The sequence below is a fragment of the Ohtaekwangia sp. genome (assembly GCF_036568665.1).
GTDB lineage: Bacteria > Bacteroidota > Bacteroidia > Cytophagales > Cyclobacteriaceae > Ohtaekwangia.
The window spans coordinates 1-19,608 of the sequence record NZ_DATCSD010000150.1 but is presented as its reverse complement, the minus strand read 5'-3'; the positions used below and the strand labels follow the sequence as shown (position 1 = coordinate 19,608).

General features: G+C 44.7%; 18 protein-coding genes. 7 read left to right on the top strand and 11 right to left on the bottom strand.

Features of this window, described 5'->3' with window-relative positions:
- Window positions 1-31: 31 nt before the first annotated feature.
- Window positions 32-508: a methylated-DNA--[protein]-cysteine S-methyltransferase gene (locus tag VIN08_RS08395; RefSeq protein ID WP_331963064.1), complete on the bottom strand. Its 477-nt coding sequence runs from the start codon at window positions 506-508 to the stop codon at window positions 32-34.
- A gap of 31 nt (window positions 509-539) precedes the next feature.
- Entirely contained in the window at window positions 540-1,070 is a 531-nt protein-coding gene (locus VIN08_RS08390) for a 3-hydroxyanthranilate 3,4-dioxygenase (protein ID WP_331963061.1), read from the bottom strand.
- An 86-nt stretch (window positions 1,071-1,156) separates the two neighbouring features.
- Here VIN08_RS08390 and VIN08_RS08385 point away from each other — a divergent pair, with 86 nt between their 5' ends.
- The 4 genes from VIN08_RS08385 to VIN08_RS08370 all read left to right on the top strand — a co-directional run bounded on the left by VIN08_RS08385 (window position 1,157) and on the right by VIN08_RS08370 (window position 5,154).
- A complete protein-coding gene (locus VIN08_RS08385; RefSeq protein ID WP_331963059.1) occupies window positions 1,157-1,942 on the top strand; it encodes an SDR family oxidoreductase in 786 nt (261 codons plus the stop codon).
- A 5-nt stretch (window positions 1,943-1,947) separates the two neighbouring features.
- Window positions 1,948-3,390, top strand: coding sequence for an aldehyde dehydrogenase (locus VIN08_RS08380; RefSeq protein ID WP_331963056.1), 1,443 nt, complete (start codon window positions 1,948-1,950; stop codon window positions 3,388-3,390).
- Window positions 3,391-3,526: 136 nt separating this feature from the next.
- A complete protein-coding gene (gene pnuC / locus VIN08_RS08375) occupies window positions 3,527-4,192 on the top strand; it encodes a nicotinamide riboside transporter PnuC (RefSeq protein WP_331963054.1) in 666 nt (221 codons plus the stop codon).
- A complete protein-coding gene (locus tag VIN08_RS08370; protein WP_331963051.1) occupies window positions 4,189-5,154 on the top strand; it encodes an AAA family ATPase in 966 nt (321 codons plus the stop codon). Before pnuC ends, VIN08_RS08370 begins: the two co-directional genes overlap by 4 nt.
- Here VIN08_RS08370 and VIN08_RS08365 read toward each other — a convergent pair.
- The 3 genes from VIN08_RS08365 to VIN08_RS08355 form a co-directional block, all read right to left on the bottom strand.
- A complete protein-coding gene (locus VIN08_RS08365; protein WP_331963049.1) occupies window positions 5,139-6,413 on the bottom strand; it encodes an RNA polymerase sigma factor in 1,275 nt (424 codons plus the stop codon). The genes VIN08_RS08370 and VIN08_RS08365 overlap by 16 nt on opposite strands.
- A gap of 8 nt (window positions 6,414-6,421) precedes the next feature.
- A complete protein-coding gene (locus VIN08_RS08360; protein WP_331963046.1) occupies window positions 6,422-6,859 on the bottom strand; it encodes a nuclear transport factor 2 family protein in 438 nt (145 codons plus the stop codon).
- Between the two features lie 204 nt (window positions 6,860-7,063).
- A complete protein-coding gene (locus VIN08_RS08355) occupies window positions 7,064-7,405 on the bottom strand; it encodes a YciI family protein (protein WP_331963044.1) in 342 nt (113 codons plus the stop codon).
- 175 nt (window positions 7,406-7,580) lie between these two features.
- Between VIN08_RS08355 and VIN08_RS08350 the strand changes: the two genes are divergently transcribed.
- Window positions 7,581-7,853: an acylphosphatase gene (locus tag VIN08_RS08350; RefSeq protein WP_331963042.1), complete on the top strand. Its 273-nt coding sequence runs from the start codon at window positions 7,581-7,583 to the stop codon at window positions 7,851-7,853.
- Window positions 7,817-9,001: a helix-turn-helix domain-containing protein gene (locus VIN08_RS08345; protein WP_331963040.1), complete on the top strand. Its 1,185-nt coding sequence runs from the start codon at window positions 7,817-7,819 to the stop codon at window positions 8,999-9,001. Before VIN08_RS08350 ends, VIN08_RS08345 begins: the two co-directional genes overlap by 37 nt.
- Before the next feature lie 16 nt (window positions 9,002-9,017).
- Here VIN08_RS08345 and VIN08_RS08340 read toward each other — a convergent pair whose 3' ends face one another.
- The 4 genes from VIN08_RS08340 to VIN08_RS08325 form a co-directional block, all read right to left on the bottom strand.
- Window positions 9,018-10,250: a multidrug effflux MFS transporter gene (locus VIN08_RS08340; RefSeq protein WP_331963038.1), complete on the bottom strand. Its 1,233-nt coding sequence runs from the start codon at window positions 10,248-10,250 to the stop codon at window positions 9,018-9,020.
- A 166-nt stretch (window positions 10,251-10,416) separates the two neighbouring features.
- Window positions 10,417-11,880, bottom strand: coding sequence for an aminopeptidase P family protein (locus VIN08_RS08335; protein WP_331963036.1), 1,464 nt, complete (start codon window positions 11,878-11,880; stop codon window positions 10,417-10,419).
- A 100-nt stretch (window positions 11,881-11,980) separates the two neighbouring features.
- The gene (locus tag VIN08_RS08330) at window positions 11,981-12,187 is read right to left on the bottom strand and encodes a hypothetical protein (protein ID WP_331963034.1); all 207 of its coding nucleotides are present in this window, start codon (window positions 12,185-12,187) and stop codon (window positions 11,981-11,983) included.
- Window positions 12,188-12,276: 89 nt separating this feature from the next.
- Window positions 12,277-12,651 carry a co-chaperone GroES family protein gene (locus VIN08_RS08325; protein WP_331963032.1) on the bottom strand — a complete coding sequence of 125 codons (375 nt, stop codon included), beginning with the start codon at window positions 12,649-12,651 and terminating at the stop codon, window positions 12,277-12,279.
- 304 nt (window positions 12,652-12,955) lie between these two features.
- Between VIN08_RS08325 and VIN08_RS08320 the strand changes: the two genes are divergently transcribed.
- Complete coding sequence (locus tag VIN08_RS08320; protein ID WP_331963030.1) at window positions 12,956-16,225, top strand: S41 family peptidase; 3,270 nt, start codon at window positions 12,956-12,958, stop codon at window positions 16,223-16,225.
- Between the two features lie 94 nt (window positions 16,226-16,319).
- Here the strand turns inward: VIN08_RS08320 and VIN08_RS08315 are convergent, their stop codons facing one another.
- Complete coding sequence (locus VIN08_RS08315; protein ID WP_331963028.1) at window positions 16,320-16,814, bottom strand: thermonuclease family protein; 495 nt, start codon at window positions 16,812-16,814, stop codon at window positions 16,320-16,322.
- A 225-nt stretch (window positions 16,815-17,039) separates the two neighbouring features.
- The coding region (locus tag VIN08_RS08310; RefSeq protein WP_331963026.1) for a tetratricopeptide repeat protein at window positions 17,040-19,608 on the bottom strand (2,569 nt) is incomplete at its 5' end.

Below are 19,608 nucleotides of genomic sequence, written 5' to 3'. Positions count from 1 at the left end.
CGTATAGGCAGTACGTAATAAATAATTGTTCCTAAAATAATGAGAGCTGGCGAAGCATGGCACCTTCGTGGTATAGTAACCACTCTTTGTTTTCGAGTCCGCCTCCATAGCCAACCAGATCTCCGCTCTTCCCGATCACGCGGTGACACGGTACGATAATAGCAATGGGATTTTGGCCGTTGGCAAGCCCTACTGCGCGAATAGATTTTATATCACCCACGCGCAACGCGATCTCTTCATACGAAACCGTTTTGCCATACGGAATGGCAAGCAAAGCATTCCATACTTTTTGTTGAAAGGTGGAGCCTCGCAGATCAAGTTCTACGGTAAAGAATTTTCTCCCTTTAAAAAAATATTCATCCAGCTCCGTTATACATTGATCAGTGGCCGGTGTAGGTACTTCTTCGCGTTTGGTGTCTTTTAGAAAATTTACGGTGATGATCTTCTCATCTTCCGACTCGATCAGAAGTTCACCAACCGGTGATGTATAGTAAGCAGTTCCCTTCATGCGTAAGTATAGGGTGGCAATATGCGACTATTTATACAAACCGGGAATCGGCTTCCATCACCGTGCCGCATTTTTTGCACGTGCGCAGTTCTTTTGATCCGTAAAACTCGCGGAATCGAGGAAGGAAATCTTTTTCAATGTTATCAAGATGAAAGCGATATTCATGAAGCTTGTTGTTGCAGTTATCGCAAAACCAGATGAGTCCGTCTTCAATCTGCGGTTCAATACGTTTACATTCAATCACCAAGCCAACGGAGTTAGCAGGTCGCTCCGGTCTGTGCGGAACACGCGCAGGCAGCAAAAACATTTCGCCAGACTTTATCGGTATATCTACCGGTTTGCCATCTTCCTGGATGCGCACATTGATATCGCCTTCCAGTTGATAGAATAACTCTTCCGTTTCATTGAAGTGATAATCTTTGCGTGCATTGGGGCCGCCAACGATCATCACAATATAGTCGCCCGCATCGGCATACAAATTTTTGTTTCCTACCGGAGGCTTTAGCAGATCGCGGTTATCGCGTATCCACTGATTCAAGTTGAAAGGTCTGCGAATGGCCATAGCGCTGTTTTTAATGTTCACGGTTACTGTGCGAACAATCTAATCCTTCTTAAATTTAGCAACAATTCAGTTATATACTTGGTGTTATGAATCTAGATTTAACCGGTAAGCGTGCCGTTGTATGCGGCAGCACGCAAGGTATAGGAAAAGCCGCTGCTGTTGAACTCGCGTTGCTGGGCGCGCATGTTACTTTAATTGCCCGTAATGAGGAGAAACTCAAAGCTGTGATCAAAGAACTTGCGACTAAAGCCGGGCAGCAACATAATTATATCGTGGCCGACTTTCAATCGCCTGACGTGTTGCAACAAAAAGTAAAACAGCATGCAGCAGAACAGGCTGTTCATATTTTGGTAAATAATACAGGAGGACCACCAGCAGGACAAGCTATCGATGCCAGCGTAGATGACTTTCTGAAAGCATACTCCAGTCATTTACTATGCAATCAGATATTGGTGCAGGCGTATGTACCAGGTATGAAGCAGGCCGGCGATGGCAGAATCATTAATGTGATCTCTACATCGGTAAAAATTCCTATCCGGGGTTTAGGTGTATCCAACACAACACGTGGTGCTGTGGCCAACTGGTCGAAGACCTTGTCGCTGGAACTGGGGCCGTTTGGTATAACCGTAAATAATGTACTGCCAGGCTCTACTATGACCGGCCGATTGGAAGAGATTATGAACACCCGCGCAGCCAAAGCGGGAAAGAGTTTTGATGAAGTAAAAAAAGAAGTTACCGAAGAGATACCACTGGGTCGTATTGGCGATGCAGCAGAAGTGGCTGCGGCTATAGCGTTTCTGGCTACACCGGCTGCCGGCTATATCAATGGTATTAATGTTCCGGTAGATGGCGGACGAACCGGAAGCTTATAGTATATATGGAAAAGATATATAACTATATTAACGGAGCGCTTGTTGAGCCAGTGTCGGCACAATATATCGATAACTATATGCCGGCTGAAGGGCGTGTATATAGTCTGATTCCGGATTCAGATAAGCGTGATGTAGCCAATGCTGTAACTGCAGCGCAGGCTGCATTTGAAAGTTGGTCGGGTATGACGGTAGAACACCGTGCTGCTATATTGCAACGTGTTGCCGATCTTATCGATCGCGACCTCGATGCGTTGGCGCTGGCGGAGAGTATCGATAATGGAAAGCCGGTGTCGCTGGCGAAAGTGGTAGATATACCGCGTGCATCGTCTAACATGCGGTTCTATGCCAGTGGTGCTATACATTTTGCAAGTGAAACACACATCACCGGAAAGGAGGCTGTTAACTATACACTTCGCGCACCCGTAGGAGTAGCAGGGTGTATATCTCCGTGGAACCTGCCCCTATATTTGTTTACGTGGAAGATAGCCCCTGCGCTGGCCGCTGGCTGTACTGTTGTGGCAAAGCCTTCCGAGATCACACCTATGACGGCCTTTCTGTTTTCGAAACTTTGTATAGAAGCCGGATTACCTGCCGGTGTACTAAATATAGTGCACGGTGTTGGCCCGAAAGCAGGGCAGGCTATTGTGGAACACCCGGATATACCCGCTATATCTTTTACAGGTGGAACTGTTACCGGCAGAAGTATAGCGGCAACAGCAGCGCCAATGTTTAAGAAACTTTCATTGGAGCTGGGTGGTAAAAATCCCAACATCATTTTTGCAGATTGTGATTGGGAACAGGCGCTCGCTACATCGTTACAATCGTCTTTCTCTAATCAAGGCGAAATATGTTTATGTGGTTCGCGCATTTTTGTGGAGAAACCTATATATGAAAAGTTTGTTGCCGACTTTGTAAAGCGAACCAAAGAACTTACCGTAGGCGATCCGTTGGATAGCAATACACGTATAGGTTCGCTGGTATCGCAGGCGCACATGAATAAAGTATTGTCATATATAGATTTAGCGCGGCAGGAGGGAGGCGCGATCCTTACCGGTGGCAAGCGTGTAATTATACCCGGAAGGTGCGAGTCAGGATATTTTGTTGAACCGACTGTTATAACCGGGCTCGATCATCAATGTCGTACAAACCAGGAAGAGATCTTCGGCCCGGTTGTTACGATCATGCCTTTTGAAACAGAGGAAGAAGTATTGCGCTATGCAAACAGTACACCTTACGGATTATCGGCTACGATCTGGACGGAGAATTTAAAACGCGCACATCGTGTAGCGGCTGGTGTGAAGAGCGGTATCATCTGGGTAAATTGCTGGTTGTTTCGCGACTTGCGAACTCCTTTTGGTGGCATGAAGCAATCCGGTGTTGGTCGCGAAGGCGGTTGGGAGGCTTTACGATTTTTTACGGAAGCGAAGAATGTTTGTATCAAACTTTAGGAAGAAGCCTGATTAATCCTTCTTGTTTCAGATCTGTATTAATTTTTCTGTTTGTGCTCCGCCTGTATCCATCATGCTAGGATTTTGTTTTGATGTAGAGTAATCTTGAGGCGGCATCGTAATGCGATTTTGAGATATGAAATTCTTCGACATCAACAGCATCATCTTTGAAGTGCTTGGCTATAAAATGAGCTATATCGAGTTCTATGGTTTTGTATCGGGAGCTATAGCCGTGTGGCTATCGGCCAAGGCGCACATCTGGAGCTGGCCCATCGGTATTGTAAATGTAGTCTTGTCGTTCTTCCTATATTACCAGATACAATTATACCCGGATATGTTTCTGCAGATCTTTTTCTTTGTAACCAATATACTGGGCTGGTGGCAATGGACGCATCCAAAGCCGGGCGAAGAAGATCGCAGGAATGAACTGAAGGTAAGCTTCATGGGGCTATATGCTTTTCTGGGTATATGTATAGGTGGTCTTGTTGGTACGGCTGTGCTCGGTGCGCTGGCCAGTCAGTTGCATCACTGGTTCCCATCGTTCTTTCCTATACCAAGTGCCTTCCCGTATGCTGATTCGTTTATTACCGTCATGAGTATCATCACAACATTCTTCATGATCCGCAAGCGAATAGAATGCTGGGTAATCTGGATCATCGTAGATACCGTAGCTACCTATTTATACTACGTAAAAGGTGTAATGCTATATAGTTTACTCTACGCTGTGTTTACTGTAATTGCCGGCTTTGGCCTCTGGCATTGGATCAAGGAATACAAGGGCTATCAAACACAGCCTGCATGAAGCGTGGACTTGTTATTGGTAAATTTCTTCCGATCCATAAAGGACATATAGCCCTGATCGAATTTGCTGCGGAACGATGTGACGAACTGATCGTTTCGATGAGCTATACCGATCATGATGCTATTGATGCATCGCTTCGCTTTTCGTGGATCGCACAATTGTTTAAAGACCGGCCTTCTGTCAAGCCAGCAATGGTACGTGATGATTTTGATAATGAACAGCTCGCATGGCCGGAGCGAACCAAGGTATGGGCAGATTTTATTCGTAAAACATATCCGCCTGTCGATATACTGTTCAGCTCAGAAGTATATGGAGAACCTTTTGCTGCTAACCTGGGGGCTATATCGATAGTATTTGATGCCGACAGGGAGAAATTTCCTGTAGCAGCTTCGCTTATTCGTCAGCATCCTTTTAAATACTGGGAATATATACCCGATATAGTAAGACCTTACTTTGTAAAGAAAATTTGTTTTTATGGTCCCGAGAGCACGGGTAAATCTACCATGGCAGAACGAATGGCTGCTCACTATAAAACGGTTTTTGTGCCGGAAGTAGCACGCGAACTTTTAACGTCCAATGTTTTTACCTTGAAAGACATTGAAACGATAGGCCATGCGCATGCTGATCGTATAAAGGAGAAATCAAAAGTTGCTAACAAAATTCTCTTCTGCGATACGGATGCCATCACCACGCAAATATATTCTCAATACTATCTGCACGCTGTGCCCGATGCCATCTATACATTAGAAAAAGACGTGCACTACGACCTATACTTTTTGTTTGATATAGATGTGCCCTGGGTGGCCGATGAGTTGCGCGATTTGGGTAACCAGCGCGAGAAGATGCTGGAGATATTTCGAAGCGAATTAATCCGCAGAAATATACCCTATATCTTTGTGCGTGGTTCTTTTGAAGAACGCGAAGTGATTATAAAGACCGCGATCGATCAACTGCTGATCTGATCTTTCTGCAGCATTTGTATTTTCTTTTCCAGCAATCGCCTGGCTGCACCGGAAGATGTGAGCGCTATTGCACGCAGGTATGCCTGCCGCGCTTCTTCGCTGTAGTTTAGTGCTGCATAAAAGTCGGCTACAGCAGCATGGTATAGATAATAGTCGTTTAATTGCGTAATGTGTTGAAGTGCTGTGAGCCCTGCCTCGAATGATTGCGCGTATCCGAGCGCAATAGCTTTGTTCATTTCCACGATCGGACTTTGGCGCAGGTTTGAAAGCAAAGTATATATATCGAGAATTTTATTCCAGTCGGTTTCGGCAAAGGTAGCAGCTTCAGCATGACACGATGCAATGATGGCTTCGAGGTGATACTCAGTAAGATCATCTCCTTTGGCAGAAGTTTCCAGAAAATAATTGCCGCGTTCGATCAATGCTTTATTCCAGCGACTGCGATCCTGGTCTTTTAGCAGAATGATACTTCCATCTTCATCTATACGCGAGTCCGCACGTGAGGCCTGATAACACATCAATGCCAGTAAAGCATTTACGGAAGGTATATTGGTGGCCGTGTTGCGCGTGAGTAATAAACATAAACGAATCGCTTCTTCGCAGAGATCATGGCGTATCAACTGATCGGGATGCGAAGAAGTATAGCCTTCATTAAAAAGTAAATATAGCGTATGCAGCACAGCATCGAGCCGTGTGTTTAATGTTGATAGCGGAGGAACTTCGAGATTGATCTTTTCTTCGCGTATCTTTTCGCGTGCGCGGTATATACGCTTGGCAATTGTCTCCTCTCCGGTGAGAAATGCATTGGCAATTTCTGCTGTGCTTAGTCCGCAAAGTGTTTTGAGTGTAAGCGCTACCTGCGACTCGTACGGTATAGCCGGGTGACAACAGGCGAAGATCATTCTCAGTTGACTGTCTTCAATTTCATTCTCAAGGAATAAATGATTAACAGTCGGGGTCAGTGTCCATTCTGATTGTAGTGCCTGTGCTATACTGGCTTCGTGGTGTTCGTGTACACGTTGCTGTCGTATAACATCGATAGCTTTTCGCTTGGCAACGGTATATAACCAGGCCGAAGGATTGTCGGGTATACCTTTATACTTCCATACCGACATGGCTTGCAGCAAGGCATCCTGCACAATGTCTTGCGCCTGCTCATACGAACCAAAACCCAACAGTCGTGTAAGTACAGCTGTCATCTTTCCTGCTTCATGACGGAAGAGGTGACTGACCAGGTTATTAACGTTGGGTTCGTGCATTCATAAAATTAGGGATTTTCCTGATCGTAATAGGTAGCATCGCGAATGATCTTTCCATTATGAAATGATAATACGGTAATGATGGGAAGTGTGAACGAGATGCTGTCGTTTACGGTGCCGGTAGAAGTAAACTCAACGATCACGTGCTCTCCGGAAGAATATAAAGCGGTGATGCTGTCGTTAATATCCGGAAAGGCTTGTTGGAGTGCCATATATTTGGCTGCTATATCTTTTTGGGATTGGCGGATATACGCTTTGCCGAGTGATGGGTCGAGAAACAAAGCACTGTCAGCATAGTACGATGCCATCAACTCCCATTGATGCTGGTTGAATGCTTCAAACATTTTGTGTGCTGTAACTATATTTTGGTCAGATACAGACGGGGATGGTTGGCAAGCCACCGTAAGCAATGAAAGAAGTATAAGGTATATATAGTGTTGTTTCATAAAGAAGAGTTAGAAAGTGATAAAGGGAAACGATGTTAAATCAGTTGTTTCCAACTGACATGAGGATGCTTTCTTTGACAGCAAGCTCTCAAGAATAACTATATCTATAGTAAAGATGGTAGAGAGTGGTGTCGGATAAAACGATCCGACACCATCAATGTTTTTTGGTAGTGAAGTAAAATCTTCTGTTGCTGCAGTGATTTTTTACATGTCGAACTTCATTACCTCGCGTACTTCTACGCTGCCTTCGTATTCGAAATCGGGAAAATCTTTGGCGAGCTGCGTAGCTTCTTCCAGGTTCTTGGCGTTGATCACAAAGAAACCGCCTGTGATCTCTTTACCTTCCGCATACGGACCATCGGTTATAGTTTTCTTTAAACCGGCAAGTGTTTTACCTGCGGGTATCAATGCCTCACCGGCCAGGTAGCGGTTCTCTTTACGAAGCTTGTCTACCCAGTCGAACCATTTTTGCATGTGCGCCTGCTGGGCTTCAGGAGATAAGTGGCTTACATCGCCACCGCGGAATAAAAACATGTACTTTTCCATAATGTAAATGATTTTTGGTTGAACAAAATTTACATCATGACGGCCCAACTTTATCGTTCCGGACATAAATCCTGAAAAATTTTTAAAATATTTTTTCGGGCCAACGGTCTGCCGTGGTTAGTCGTTGCAGAGCTCTTAAAACAGGTGTAATTTGAATTTTCTTTTGGGTACGTATATGCAGAAACATATTTCGATTGTAGTGTCGGGACGGGTGCAGGGAGTATATTACCGCGTGTCCGCACAGGAGGCAGGCGAGAAACTTGGGCTAAAAGGTTTTGTAAGAAACCTGCCCGATGGTTCGGTTTATATTGAAGCCGAAGGCGATGAAAAAGCGTTGTCGGAATTTGTAGCGTGGTGCGAAAAAGGCCCGGTGCGCGCGCGCGTAACGGATGTAGATGTGCAGGATGGTACATGGCAAGGTTTTACGGATTTTGTAGTGAAGCGCTGATTATCGTGAGCATGCCGTATAGAGTTGATCTGTTTGCTGTATTTATTCTGCTTGGCATTGTGCAGGCTATATTTCTTTCATTTTTCTTTTTATCGAAAGAGAACCGGAAGAACCAGGCTAATTTTTTTCAGGGACTTATGCTATTGTCGATGGCAGCTTGCATCCTGGAAATATTCCTGATGTATACCGGCTATATTGCTGACTGTCTCTTCCTGGTTGATTTCTCCGAACCATTTGCACTAACGATAGGCCCTTCATTTTACCTGATGATGAAAAGTCTGGTGCAGGGTTCTGTGTCGCGCAAAACGATATGGTGGCATTATATATTTCCTATCGTGTATTTCATTCTCATCATACCCTTTTTCATCCTGCCTGATGATGTGAAGTATAATTCGTGGGTACACTCATATCATCCGGCCTTGCCGTTTCGCGAAGTGTCGGTGGATTATGATGCGCGCTGGTTGTGGGTCACCGATAATCACACCGAAGTATCCCTGATAAGTTTACTGGGATATTTTGTGTGGGGAATGATTGAAGCGATAAGAGCTTTTCGAAACAGGCGTGAATCATTTTTTAATCCCGTGCACCCGGTGTTGAAAAAGATACGCGGCAGTGCTTTGCAGATGATGCTTGCAACGGTAGCGGTATTTGTCGTAAAATTCTTTAACATCGATGATACGGGCGATCATGTTTTTGCTGCGTTCATTTCGCTTATGGTATATATGATCAGTATTCGCGTAATCAGTCACTCAGGTTTCTTTCGGCAGACAGCACTGGTCGAGCCGCAGAAGTATAAAACATCCAGCGTAACCGTAGATGTACAGAAAGATTTACTCACCAAACTCGATGCTGTTATGACCGGGAAGAAGCCTTACCTGCAATCGGGTTTCTCGTTACCCGATCTTGCACAGCAACTGAATACAACGGTGCACGCCTTGTCGCAAGTGATCAACGATGGATTAGGAAAAAGTTTCTTTGAGATGGTAGCGACCTACCGTATAGAAGAAGCCAAGCGCCTGTTGAAAGAACATCCCAATATTAAAGTAGAAGAAATAGCTGAACAGGTTGGCTATAATTCGAAGTCGTCTTTCAATACAGCTTTCAAGAAGATTGCCGGTAAAACTCCTTCGGAATACCGCGCGGCATAAAGTAAGTATATATACGCTACATCATTACAGAAGGACGTTCTTCCACCTGTCGTTTGCGCGCGCGATAGCGCACTGTTCCTTTACCTACTCCGAGTATAATTAGCCCTGCAAGTCCGCAGAGCGCCATCATGCCTACCATCGGCACGGCCGTGTTGTTATGCAGCGCGCTTACCGCAGCCGAAACCAATCCACCAACACCCATGCGTATACTTCCCTGTATAGCAGCAGCACTACCAGTAAGCCTGGTAAAAGGTGCTAACGCAAGAGCTGTTCCATTCGGGCCGGTTAATCCCTGGCCTATCAGGAAAACAAACATGATCGCTACCAATCCATATTTATCGTACCAACCATTCATGGTGCCGAATACCATGATGGCACCAACAAATGTCTGCACGATCAACGTTACCTTCACAATCTGCTGACTTTTATACTTCTTCAAGAGTATATGGTTGAGTTGTGTTGACCCGATGATAGCGGATGCTACAATAGTAAATATCCAGCCGTATTCCTGTTCGGTTGTGTGATAGAGGTTGATGAATACATCCGAAGAGCCGGCAATGAATGCGAAGGGTGCGGCTGTAGCTATACCTCCGGCAAATGCATAGATGAGAAATTGATGTTGTTTGAGAACGGTAAGAAAATTACTCATTACAGCCTGCGGCTTGAGCGATAGTGATGCATCGGCCCGCCTGCCTTCCGGTAAAAAGAAATATATACATACTGTAATGAGCAGCATAACTGAAGTAAGGATCACAAATACAAATTGCCATCCGAAAGCTACTGTAACGTATCCGCCAATGGTAGGAGCAATGAGCGGTGATACTGCGATAACTAAGGTGAGTGATGAAAATGCCTGTGCTGTTTTTTCGATCGGAAAGAGATCGCGCACCAATGCCTGTGATGCTACCATTCCTGCACAACCACCGAGTGCCTGCAGAAAGCGCATTATGATCAATGCGTGTATTGAGTGTGTTAAAGAACAACCTATAGATGCGAGTATATATACTGCAAGCCCGGCATATAATGGAGCGCGTCTGCCGAAGCGATCAAGCAGCGGGCCGTATAGTAACTGCCCGATAGCAATACCGATGAGGTAGCTTGTTAAAGAAAGCTGTACCTGGTCGATGGTTGTGTTAAGATCCTTTGCGATGGAGGGGAAACCGGGAAGGTACATGTCGATCGAAAAGGGGCTGATAGTTGCCAGTGCTCCAAGAATCAGTATAACAACCAGGTGTTGTTTTCGCGTCATATGGTGTAAATCGCTGCAAGATACAATGCAGTTATGGAGTAGAAGGTCTTTCTGCGGTAAATGGTTCCCTGAATTTTTTTAACCGCTATCGGAGTCGATTTTCAGTAAATAAAAAAGCCCGCGATTGCTCGCGGGCCCGTTTCCAAAGAAAGAAACTATGGGTTGTTTAATTCTTTGTGTTGAGGTCGGGCAGTACAAAATCATCGAGCGCGCTCGGTTGCTTCATCAATGCCTCTATGTCTTCTACTTTGCGTGGTGCTGCTATGGATAAGTGCTCGTATCCGTCTTTGGTAATGAGGTAATCATCTTCAATACGCACAGCAATGCCCCACCAGCGTTTATCGCAGTTGGAGTTTTCAGGAATATAAATGCCGGGCTCGATGGTAATCACCATGCTCTCCTGCAGTTTATCGTACGGTCCGCGATCGTGCACATCCAACCCGATGTGGTGGCAACATCCGTGGGGATAGTATAAATGTTTTTCAGTTTCGGTTTTAATAATGCCGAGGTCTTTCAATCCTTTATTTACTACCGTGCGTGTAGCCAGTGTAAGATCCTGGAATGTTGCACCCGGTTTGCAAACCTTCATCGCTTCTTCCTGTGCTTTCAACACCAGTTCGTATATCTGCTTTTGTTCCGGAGAGAATTTACCGGAGATCGGTATAGTGCGTGTTATATCGGCAGTATATCCGTGGAACTCCGCACCGAGATCCATCAGGATCATTTCCTTGTTCGTTACATTCGGCTTATAGTTGTCGATGTAGTGAAGTATACATCCGTTATGACCGGCACCTACTATGGAAGGATAACCTAAATCTTCTGCCTGGTATTTCTTGAATACAAATTCATGTATACCCTGTATCTCACGTTCCGACATTCCGGGCTTCATTGCTTTCATTACTTCGCGCTGGCCGATACAAGATATACTTACGGCTTTGCGGATCATATCCAGCTCTTCTTTCGTCTTGAAGCCGCGAAGGCTGTTCATAATGTCGGTAAGCGCTTTTGTGTTGAGATTACTTTTTTGTGGCTCGCGCGATACTGTAAGACCTTTTTCCTTTGACGGATAATTTACTTTCATCTTGAACTGATCGATCAGGTCATACAGATCCGAAGAATCGCGTGGATCGTTGCGTACGTCATTCTCAAAATCGAAGAAGAGTATCTCATCGAACTTTGAAAAGTCTACACTATATTTTTTAAATTCCTTGTTGTTGAAAGCCTGCTCCAGCCCTAACTGATCTTTTACGCCTTGGTCGCCCAGTCTGCGGCCGGTCCACATCTCAGCCTGTGCATTGCGTGGCTGTACAAAGATGATCTCATCGTATTGTGTTTTGTTCGCGGCAGTTTGTTTGTCTTTAAAGATGAACAATACAGCGTCAGATTCTTTATAGCCAGTAAGGTAAAAGAAATCAGGATCCTGGTGGTATACATAATCCACATCGTTGGCGCGGTTACGAACCGGGTTTGCAAAAAATACCGCTACTGAATTGGCCGGTAATTTTTCGCGCAGCTTGGCTCTGCGATCTTTGTGAAACTCCTTGTTCAGAAAATCGGTCGGCATATCAGAATTTTGTGCAAATCCTTCTACCGTAACCAGGAGGAGAATGATGAGGATAAATTTTTGCATGTAGGTATTCATGAGTTTTGAAAGTTCGTAAAAATTGTGTGTTCCGTTGCACAAGACTTTATATCCGGCTGCGATCGAGGGCAAGTGGTTGCTATATATCTTAATAAATTTCTTCCAGGATAAAGTCTTTGCCCTGCCCATAGCGGATTAATTCTTTCAAATGATAGCGTTCTAGGGTAAGGAGGTCTTTTACTTTGAAATCGCCATTGGCCAGTATGCTTTCAATAATGAACTCATGCTGTTCGCCAAAATTGATAAGCCGATATTTTTTACCGGTACGCAACACATCGAATGAGAGACCTGCCATGAAGAAATATTTCGAAATATAGGATGTTCAAAAAATGCCTGGTTATTATAGGCCCCGGCATGTCCATAATCAAAAATACAAAACGCCTGCTATAAATCCTCTTCGCGCTCCAGCATCAGAATCGAGGCCTGTGGCACAATGAAATATTTCTCTTCTTCATATATCACCTCGATGGCACCCTTCTGTAAAAAGATAGCAAGGTCTCCCTCCTGCGCCTGCAGCGGTAAATATTTTACCTGGTCTTCTTTTCCTTTCCATACGTCATCTTCATCGGCTGGTAAGGGCAGCGGATAGCCCGGACCTACTTTTATAACATAGCCACTTTGAATTTTTTCTTTCTCCTGCACACCCGGTGGGAGGTATAATCCGCTGGCAGTCTGGTCAGATTGTTTCGTGGGCTTGATCAACACACGGTCGCCCACAACAATAAGTTTTTTAAGTTTATTGTCTGCTGTAATCTTCATTTTATTAAATGCGTTTGAGTCATTCACGTGCAAATATCCTAAACATTGAGGCATCTCTAAAAACTATTTTTCAGTTCGTCACATCCTCTTCTTCAGGAGAAATGACCGGAAGTTTTTAGCCATGCGTCTAACATTCCGTACAGGTATTTAGTAATTTCCCTCTCACGATATACAACCGCGCAAAGTATATGTACGTTGGTTGTCTGAAGAACAGAAGAATACATTTGTTTGATTCCCGAAACCTTAAAATATAGTATCACCTGAAATATCATGTAAACATTAAACAAAAATCCATTTGTAACCCATGAAGAAAATCTGCTCATTAACCCTGTTGTTCAGCCTGCTGGTGCACGTTGTGTCGGCCCAGATCGATGCAGGCTTGCTGCGTTTTCCGGATGTATCACAAACGCATATCGTTTTTACTTACGCCAACGATTTGTGGGTAGTGCCCAAAGTTGGTGGCCTTGCATACCGCTTAAGTTCGCCTGCCGGTGTGGAGGTCTTCCCGAAGTTCTCGCCCGATGGAACGCAGATCGCGTTCACCGGTAATTATGATGGCAACGATGATGTATATGTTATCCCGAGCCTCGGTGGTATACCCAACCGGGTAACGTATCATGGTTTGAGCGATCGTGTTGTTGACTGGTATCCGGATGGCAAGCAAATACTTTTTGCCTCGCCACGCGAGAGTGGTCGCGAACGATTCAATCAATTCTTCAAAGCTTCATTAGCAGGAGGATTGCCTGAGAAACTTCCCTTGCCGTATGCCGAGTTTGGTTCTGTATCGCCCGATGGAAAACAACTCGCTGTTACATTTCGCACACAGGTGTTCAGAACCTGGAAACGCTATCGCGGAGGATGGAATGCAGAGATCCATTTGTTCAACCTCGAAACACTGGCGTCTGAAAATATATCGGTCGGTACAGATGCGGCCGATGAACTCCCGATGTGGAGTGGCAACAGTATATATTTCCTGTCGGACCGTGGTGCCGAGAAACGCATGAATCTTTGGGAATATAATGTTACCAACAAGGCATTTCAGCAACTTACTTCATTCAAAGATTATGATGTACACTTCCCGTCTCTCGGCCCGGAAGATATAGTATTTGAAAATGGTGGTAAACTATATCTCTTCAATCTTGCTTCGCGCCAGCCGAAAGAAGTAAAGGTAGAGGTAGTAACGGATGGTGCGAGCCTGAAGCCTACAATAGAGGCGGCTAAAAATATAGAGCACAGTGCTATATCTCCTGACGGAAACCGTGTGCTGGTAGAAGCGCGTGGCGAAGTGTTTAACGTTCCGGCAGAGAATGGTTTTGTGAAGAACGTAACACAATCATCCGGAGTAGCGGAGCGAAATCCTACGTGGTCGCCCGATGGTAAATATATAGCGTACTGGAGCGATCGTTCCGGTGAATACGAACTGACTATACGCGATACAAAGAATGATGCCAGTGAACGCAAGCTCACGGCATACGGTGCCGGCTTCCGGTATAATTTATACTGGTCGCCCGATAGCAAGAAGGTAGCTTTTATCGATAAGGCTATGCGCATTAAGATATTTGATCTGACTACCAATCAAACAACCGATGTGGATCGTGGCTTGCGCCTGATGCACTACGGGTTGGAAAACTTCTCGGCAAGCTGGTCGCCTGATAGTCGTTGGCTGGCGTATGATCGTGATCTCGATAACGGTCATCAGGCAGTATATCTGTACGATTATCAATCAAAGAAACTCACACAGGTAACGAGTGGTTATTATAGCGGAATGGATCCGGTGTTTGATGCAGAAGGTAAACATTTGTTTTTGTTAACGAATCAGTTCTTCCAGCCTTCGTATAGTGATATCGATAATACATTTATATACCCGAACACCACCAAGATCGCTGCTATATCATTGAAGAAAAGTACACCTTCTGTGCTCGCACCCAAGAACGATGCGGTAAATGTGAAGGAAGATAAGAAAGAAGAGGATGCGAAGACTGACAAGAAGAAAGACGATAAATCGGATGATAAAAAAGACGATAAGAAAGAAGAGAAAGTAAAACCGGTTGAGATAGACCTCGATGGTTTGGAATCGCGATTGGTAATGTTGCCTATTGATCCGGGTAATGTTGGCAACCTGCAAACGGTGAAAGGTAAATTGCTATATCACCAGTTTCCGAATACAGGTTCTGACGGAAAGACCAGACCTTTAAAATATTTCGACCTGGAGAAACGCGAAACCAAAACGATTGTTGATAATGTCGATAACTATGAAGTGTCGGCTGATGGTAAAAAGATTTTGATTCGTAAAGACAATGGTTTCTATATTGTAAAAGTAGAAGAGAATCAAAAGCTGGATAAGAAACTTCGTACGGATGAAATGCAGTTGCTGGTAAATCCGCGCGAGGAATGGAAACAGATATTAACCGATGCGTGGAGATTGGAGCGCGACTATTTCTATGATCCGAACATGCACGGTGTAAACTGGAATGCTGTAAAAGATCAATACCTGAAAATGCTGAACGGTGCTATAACACGCGAAGAAGTAAACTTTGTATTGGGTGAAATGATTGGAGAGTTGAATGCATCGCATACCTATCGTGGTGGTGGAGATGAAGAGAACTCGCGCCAGATGGCTGTTGGATATTTAGGGATTGACTGGCAAGCGGATGGACAATACTATAAAGTAAAGAAGATCATTCGCGGTGCACCGTGGGATGCTGAAGTACGTTCTCCCCTCGATCAGCCGGGTATAGATATAAAAGAAGGTAATTATATACTGGCGATCAACGGTGTTGCTGTAACAACCGGAGCGGAGCCGCATGCTGCTTTGCAGGGACTTGCCGGAAGAACGATTGAAGTAACGTATAACACAACGCCTTCTTGGAGTGGTGCTAAAACAGCTATAGTGGAAACGTTGCGAGATGAATCACGACTTCGTCACCTGGCGTGGATCGAACAAAACCGGAAGCGTGTAGAAGAAGCAACCGGTGGTAAAGCCGGATATGTATATGTGCGCAGCACAGGTATAGATGGACAGAATGAATTGATCCGCCAGTTCAACGCGCAGCTCGATAAGAAATCGCTGATTATTGATGAACGCTTTAATAGTGGTGGCCAGATACCTGATCGCTTTATTGAAATGCTCAATAGGCCTCCCGTTGTTTTCTGGGCTATACGCGATGGTGCACAATGGCCGTGGCCTCCGGCTGGTAACTTTGGTCCGAAAGTAATGCTGATCAATGGCTGGAGCGGAAGTGGTGGCGATGCTTTCCCGGATTACTTCCGCAAGGCAGGACTCGGCCCGCTGATTGGTGCGCGTACCTGGGGCGGATTGATCGGTATAAGCGGTGTACCTTCTCTTATTGATGGTGGTGGAGTAACAGTGCCCACATTCCGTATGTATAATCTCGATGGCACATGGTTTAAAGAAGGCCATGGTGTTGATCCGGATATAGCGGTAGCGGAAGACTTAACGCAAGGCGCGAAAGGTATAGATACACAGTTGGAACGCGCTATTGTTGAAATTCAGAATCAATTGAAAACAAAAGGCTTTACGGTGCCCAAGCCACCGGCTTATGAAGTTCGCTGATATATAGTATAGAACGATATAAATAAAAACAGCCCGCAGATTTCTGTGGGCTGTTTGTTTAAGAAGTAATCTTTGCTGAAATATATACTATAGATCAACTTGATTTGGCTTCCATCATGCTTTGCTCTCTGCGGTAAGTCCACGGAGGAGTAGGGTTGTTGTCTTTCCAGAGGCCTTTCCCTTTTTCCTGCGCGCGTACACGGTGCGCTTCAAAATCCGGATCAGGATTTTTCTCGGATGTCCAGGCGAGTCCTTCTTTTAAAAGATCGATTCGTGGATCGTCTGTTCCTTTAACAAGAACCACTGCGAGGTAATTTCCCCAGCGATCTTTACCGGTAATATTTACCGTTACTTTTTTATTCAGTGTTAATTTTTGCAGATATAGTTTGGCGTGGTTGCCAAATACTTGTGTCAGCTCAGGGCAATCTATGCCGGCAAGCATTACTTTATAGGTTTGATTGTCATCGCCTAATACCTCCAGCGTGTTGCCATCAATAACCGAAGTCACTTTGCCTGTTACTGTATCATACGCCACAGCAGAAACCAGACTCATGCACAGGAGTAGCAGGGTTATGTTTATCGTTCTCATGTTGTAAATCTTTGATGCGTTCAAGTTGATAAATCTTACTGTGCAGGAATGATCATTTGCGTGTGTTAGCTTCCTTGTGTAAGATTTGGAGAAGAGTTTTGCAGATATACGAGCAAAAATTTTACCACTATAAAATGATTGCGTTTCCGCTTTAAAAACGAAGAGCAGCTCGTATCAGGAGCTGCTCTCGTAGTATTTTTGGATCGCAAAAAGATCAGTTCGGGATCACTTGCAGTATGTATCTATCTGAAAACGTGCTTTCGCATCGCCAAACTCTACTGCCTTGCGCCAGTCGAAGCAGGCTTTATCTTTATCTTTCAATTGATAGTAAAAATTGCCGCGTTGTTTATAGTACGATGCATTTTTAGGATCAAGCTTGATGGCTTCATCCATATCTGATACACCGGCACCATAATCTTCCATCTCTGATTTACAGGTAGCACGATTGTAAAATGCGATGGCATCTTTCGGATTGAGTGTAACTACTTTGTTATAGTCAAGTATAGCGCCTTCGTAATCCTGTATGGTTTCCTTTATATACCCGCGATTGAAAAGTGCATCTACGTTTTTCGGATCAAGCTCAATCGCTTTGTTCAACTCCAGCACTGCAGACTTGGTATTCTCCAATGCTATATATGCGCGACCACGATTTACATATAGTGTTACTGAATTTTCTCCGGCTTTCTGGGCATTGTCAAAATCTTTCAGTGCTGCTTCATATTCAGTAGCTTCCAATTGCATGAGTCCGCGTCTCAGGTATGCGTCTTTATCTTTCACACCTGCATCGATCAGCTTGTCGTAGTAATCACGAGCCGGCACAAAACGCTCGGTGTTATAGTATCCATCGGCCAATAATTTATAGAGCTCTGGTTCAGGTTTCTCTGAAAGTTTTTCAACCTCGCGAAAATCTTTTACACCTTCGTTATATTTCTTCAGGCTATAGTATGCCTGCCCGCGATTCTCGTATGCTTTGGTATAGTCTGACTTACGGTCGATGGCTTCAGTAAAATCAGCAATAGCGGCCTGGTAATTTTCCTGTTTAAAGTATGCTTTACCGCGATTGTTATAGAGCACAGCATCTTTCAACCCGAGGGTTAACGCCTGCGTATAGTCTTGAATAGCACCCGGTAAATTGTTAGTACTAAACTTGGCATCGCCGCGGTGATAATAGGCCGTGGCGAGCTTCGGGTCTTTTTCTATAGCCTGGTTGAAATCGCTGATAGCGCCTTCGAGATTTTTACTATCATACTTGCAATGTCCGCGCATATCAAATACAACGGCATCACCGGTTCCGGAGGTAATGGCCTTCTCCAGGTCGGGCAGTGCTCCTTTAAAATCGCGCTGATAATATTTTGAAGCACCGCGTCTGTAGAACAGGTTTGTGTCGTTTGCTCCGCTGGCAATTACCTTGTCAAAATCAGGAATGGCTTTCTCATAATTTTTCTGTTCGAACAATGCGTTACCGCGGGCAGTATATAGACCTATATCTTTGCTTCCGCCATCAATAGCTTTTGTAAGATCCGTTACAGCGCCTTCATAATCTTTGATGGTATATTTGGATGTTCCGAGCATTGCATACTCATCAGCGCTGGCTTCGTTACGCGCTACTACAATGGCGAGGTCGGTAATTACATTCGTATAGTCTTTCAATTGATAGCGGGCTGTAGCGCGGTTCTTTAAAGCCTGTGTATAATCTTTCTTCAATCCTAATGCGCGATCAAAATCTGCGATAGACTCCTTTGCGTTGCCTGCATTGAGTTTGGCTTTGCCGCGATTGTTATAGATCACTTCGTCATTCGCGCCCAGTGTTATAGCTTTATCATATGCTGTAATGGCTCCGGCAAAATTACTTTGTTTGAAACGGGCATTCCCCAGTTGATAGTATATCTCTTTATTCTTGCTATCGAGCGATGCAGCTTTTTCGAGGTGAGGTATAGCTTCTTTATCTTTTTGCGAGGCGAGATATGATAATGCCAGCGCTTCGTATGCAGCCAGATCAGCTTTGCCTTTCTGCGCTACTTTCTCCAGGTCGATGATCGCTGCGGTATATTCACGTTGCTGGTATGAAGATTTACCGCGCTTCAAGGGTATATCATCGTCTTTTTCGCCAGCCATCTCTGCCGCTGTTAATGCTTCTATAGCGCCTTTGTATTCATTGGCGTCATACCGCAGATATCCGGCATAAAGAGCAACCTTGCCATCTTTAACTCCGGACTGTAAAGCTTTATCAAGATAAGGTTTAGCAGCATCTTTTTTACCTAATGTATACTGTGCTATACCCAGCATCCTGAGCAGGTCTGGGGTTTCGCCTTCGGTGGTTTTTACTTTTTCAAGATCGGTAACAGCTCCGGCATAGTCTTTCAGTATATACTTTGCTGTTCCGCGATTTAACATAGCCTTGGTATAGGTGGGGTTCAGTTGAATGGCTTTGTCAAAATCAGCCAGCGACCCCTGTGCATCATTGATATTCAGCTTTGCCTTGCCGCGATTGTTATAGACAATAGCATCGTTGGTGCCGAGCTTTATAGCGTTATCGTAATTCTTGATGGCATTGGCGAAATCACTTTTCAGGAATTTTATATCGCCTATATTTTTAGATGCTTCGGCATCGCTTACTCCTAATGAAACAGCTTTCTCCAGGTCGGTAAGTGCCTTGTCGTAATCCTTTTGTGCATACTCGGCATTTCCTTTATAGAGGTATATTTCCTTTGCAGTAGCTCCGGCATTGATCGCGCGGCTCAGGGATTCTATAGCACCAGCATATTCTTTGTTTTTATACTGGCATGTGCCGAGT

What these genes read in the sequence shown, in the direction of transcription:
- VIN08_RS08395 (WP_331963064.1), bottom strand. Translation starts at nt 508, where the DNA reads ATGAAGGGAACTGCTTACTATACATCACCGGTTGGTGAACTTCTGATC.
- VIN08_RS08390 (WP_331963061.1), bottom strand. Translation starts at nt 1,070, where the DNA reads ATGGCCATTCGCAGACCTTTCAACTTGAATCAGTGGATACGCGATAAC.
- VIN08_RS08385 (WP_331963059.1), top strand. Translation starts at nt 1,157, where the DNA reads ATGAATCTAGATTTAACCGGTAAGCGTGCCGTTGTATGCGGCAGCACG.
- VIN08_RS08380 (WP_331963056.1), top strand. Translation starts at nt 1,948, where the DNA reads ATGGAAAAGATATATAACTATATTAACGGAGCGCTTGTTGAGCCAGTG.
- pnuC (WP_331963054.1), top strand. Translation starts at nt 3,527, where the DNA reads ATGAAATTCTTCGACATCAACAGCATCATCTTTGAAGTGCTTGGCTAT.
- VIN08_RS08370 (WP_331963051.1), top strand. Translation starts at nt 4,189, where the DNA reads ATGAAGCGTGGACTTGTTATTGGTAAATTTCTTCCGATCCATAAAGGA.
- VIN08_RS08365 (WP_331963049.1), bottom strand. Translation starts at nt 6,413, where the DNA reads ATGCACGAACCCAACGTTAATAACCTGGTCAGTCACCTCTTCCGTCAT.
- VIN08_RS08360 (WP_331963046.1), bottom strand. Translation starts at nt 6,859, where the DNA reads ATGAAACAACACTATATATACCTTATACTTCTTTCATTGCTTACGGTG.
- VIN08_RS08355 (WP_331963044.1), bottom strand. Translation starts at nt 7,405, where the DNA reads ATGGAAAAGTACATGTTTTTATTCCGCGGTGGCGATGTAAGCCACTTA.
- VIN08_RS08350 (WP_331963042.1), top strand. Translation starts at nt 7,581, where the DNA reads ATGCAGAAACATATTTCGATTGTAGTGTCGGGACGGGTGCAGGGAGTA.
- VIN08_RS08345 (WP_331963040.1), top strand. Translation starts at nt 7,817, where the DNA reads ATGGCAAGGTTTTACGGATTTTGTAGTGAAGCGCTGATTATCGTGAGC.
- VIN08_RS08340 (WP_331963038.1), bottom strand. Translation starts at nt 10,250, where the DNA reads ATGACGCGAAAACAACACCTGGTTGTTATACTGATTCTTGGAGCACTG.
- VIN08_RS08335 (WP_331963036.1), bottom strand. Translation starts at nt 11,880, where the DNA reads ATGCAAAAATTTATCCTCATCATTCTCCTCCTGGTTACGGTAGAAGGA.
- VIN08_RS08330 (WP_331963034.1), bottom strand. Translation starts at nt 12,187, where the DNA reads ATGGCAGGTCTCTCATTCGATGTGTTGCGTACCGGTAAAAAATATCGG.
- VIN08_RS08325 (WP_331963032.1), bottom strand. Translation starts at nt 12,651, where the DNA reads ATGAAGATTACAGCAGACAATAAACTTAAAAAACTTATTGTTGTGGGC.
- VIN08_RS08320 (WP_331963030.1), top strand. Translation starts at nt 12,956, where the DNA reads ATGAAGAAAATCTGCTCATTAACCCTGTTGTTCAGCCTGCTGGTGCAC.
- VIN08_RS08315 (WP_331963028.1), bottom strand. Translation starts at nt 16,814, where the DNA reads ATGAGAACGATAAACATAACCCTGCTACTCCTGTGCATGAGTCTGGTT.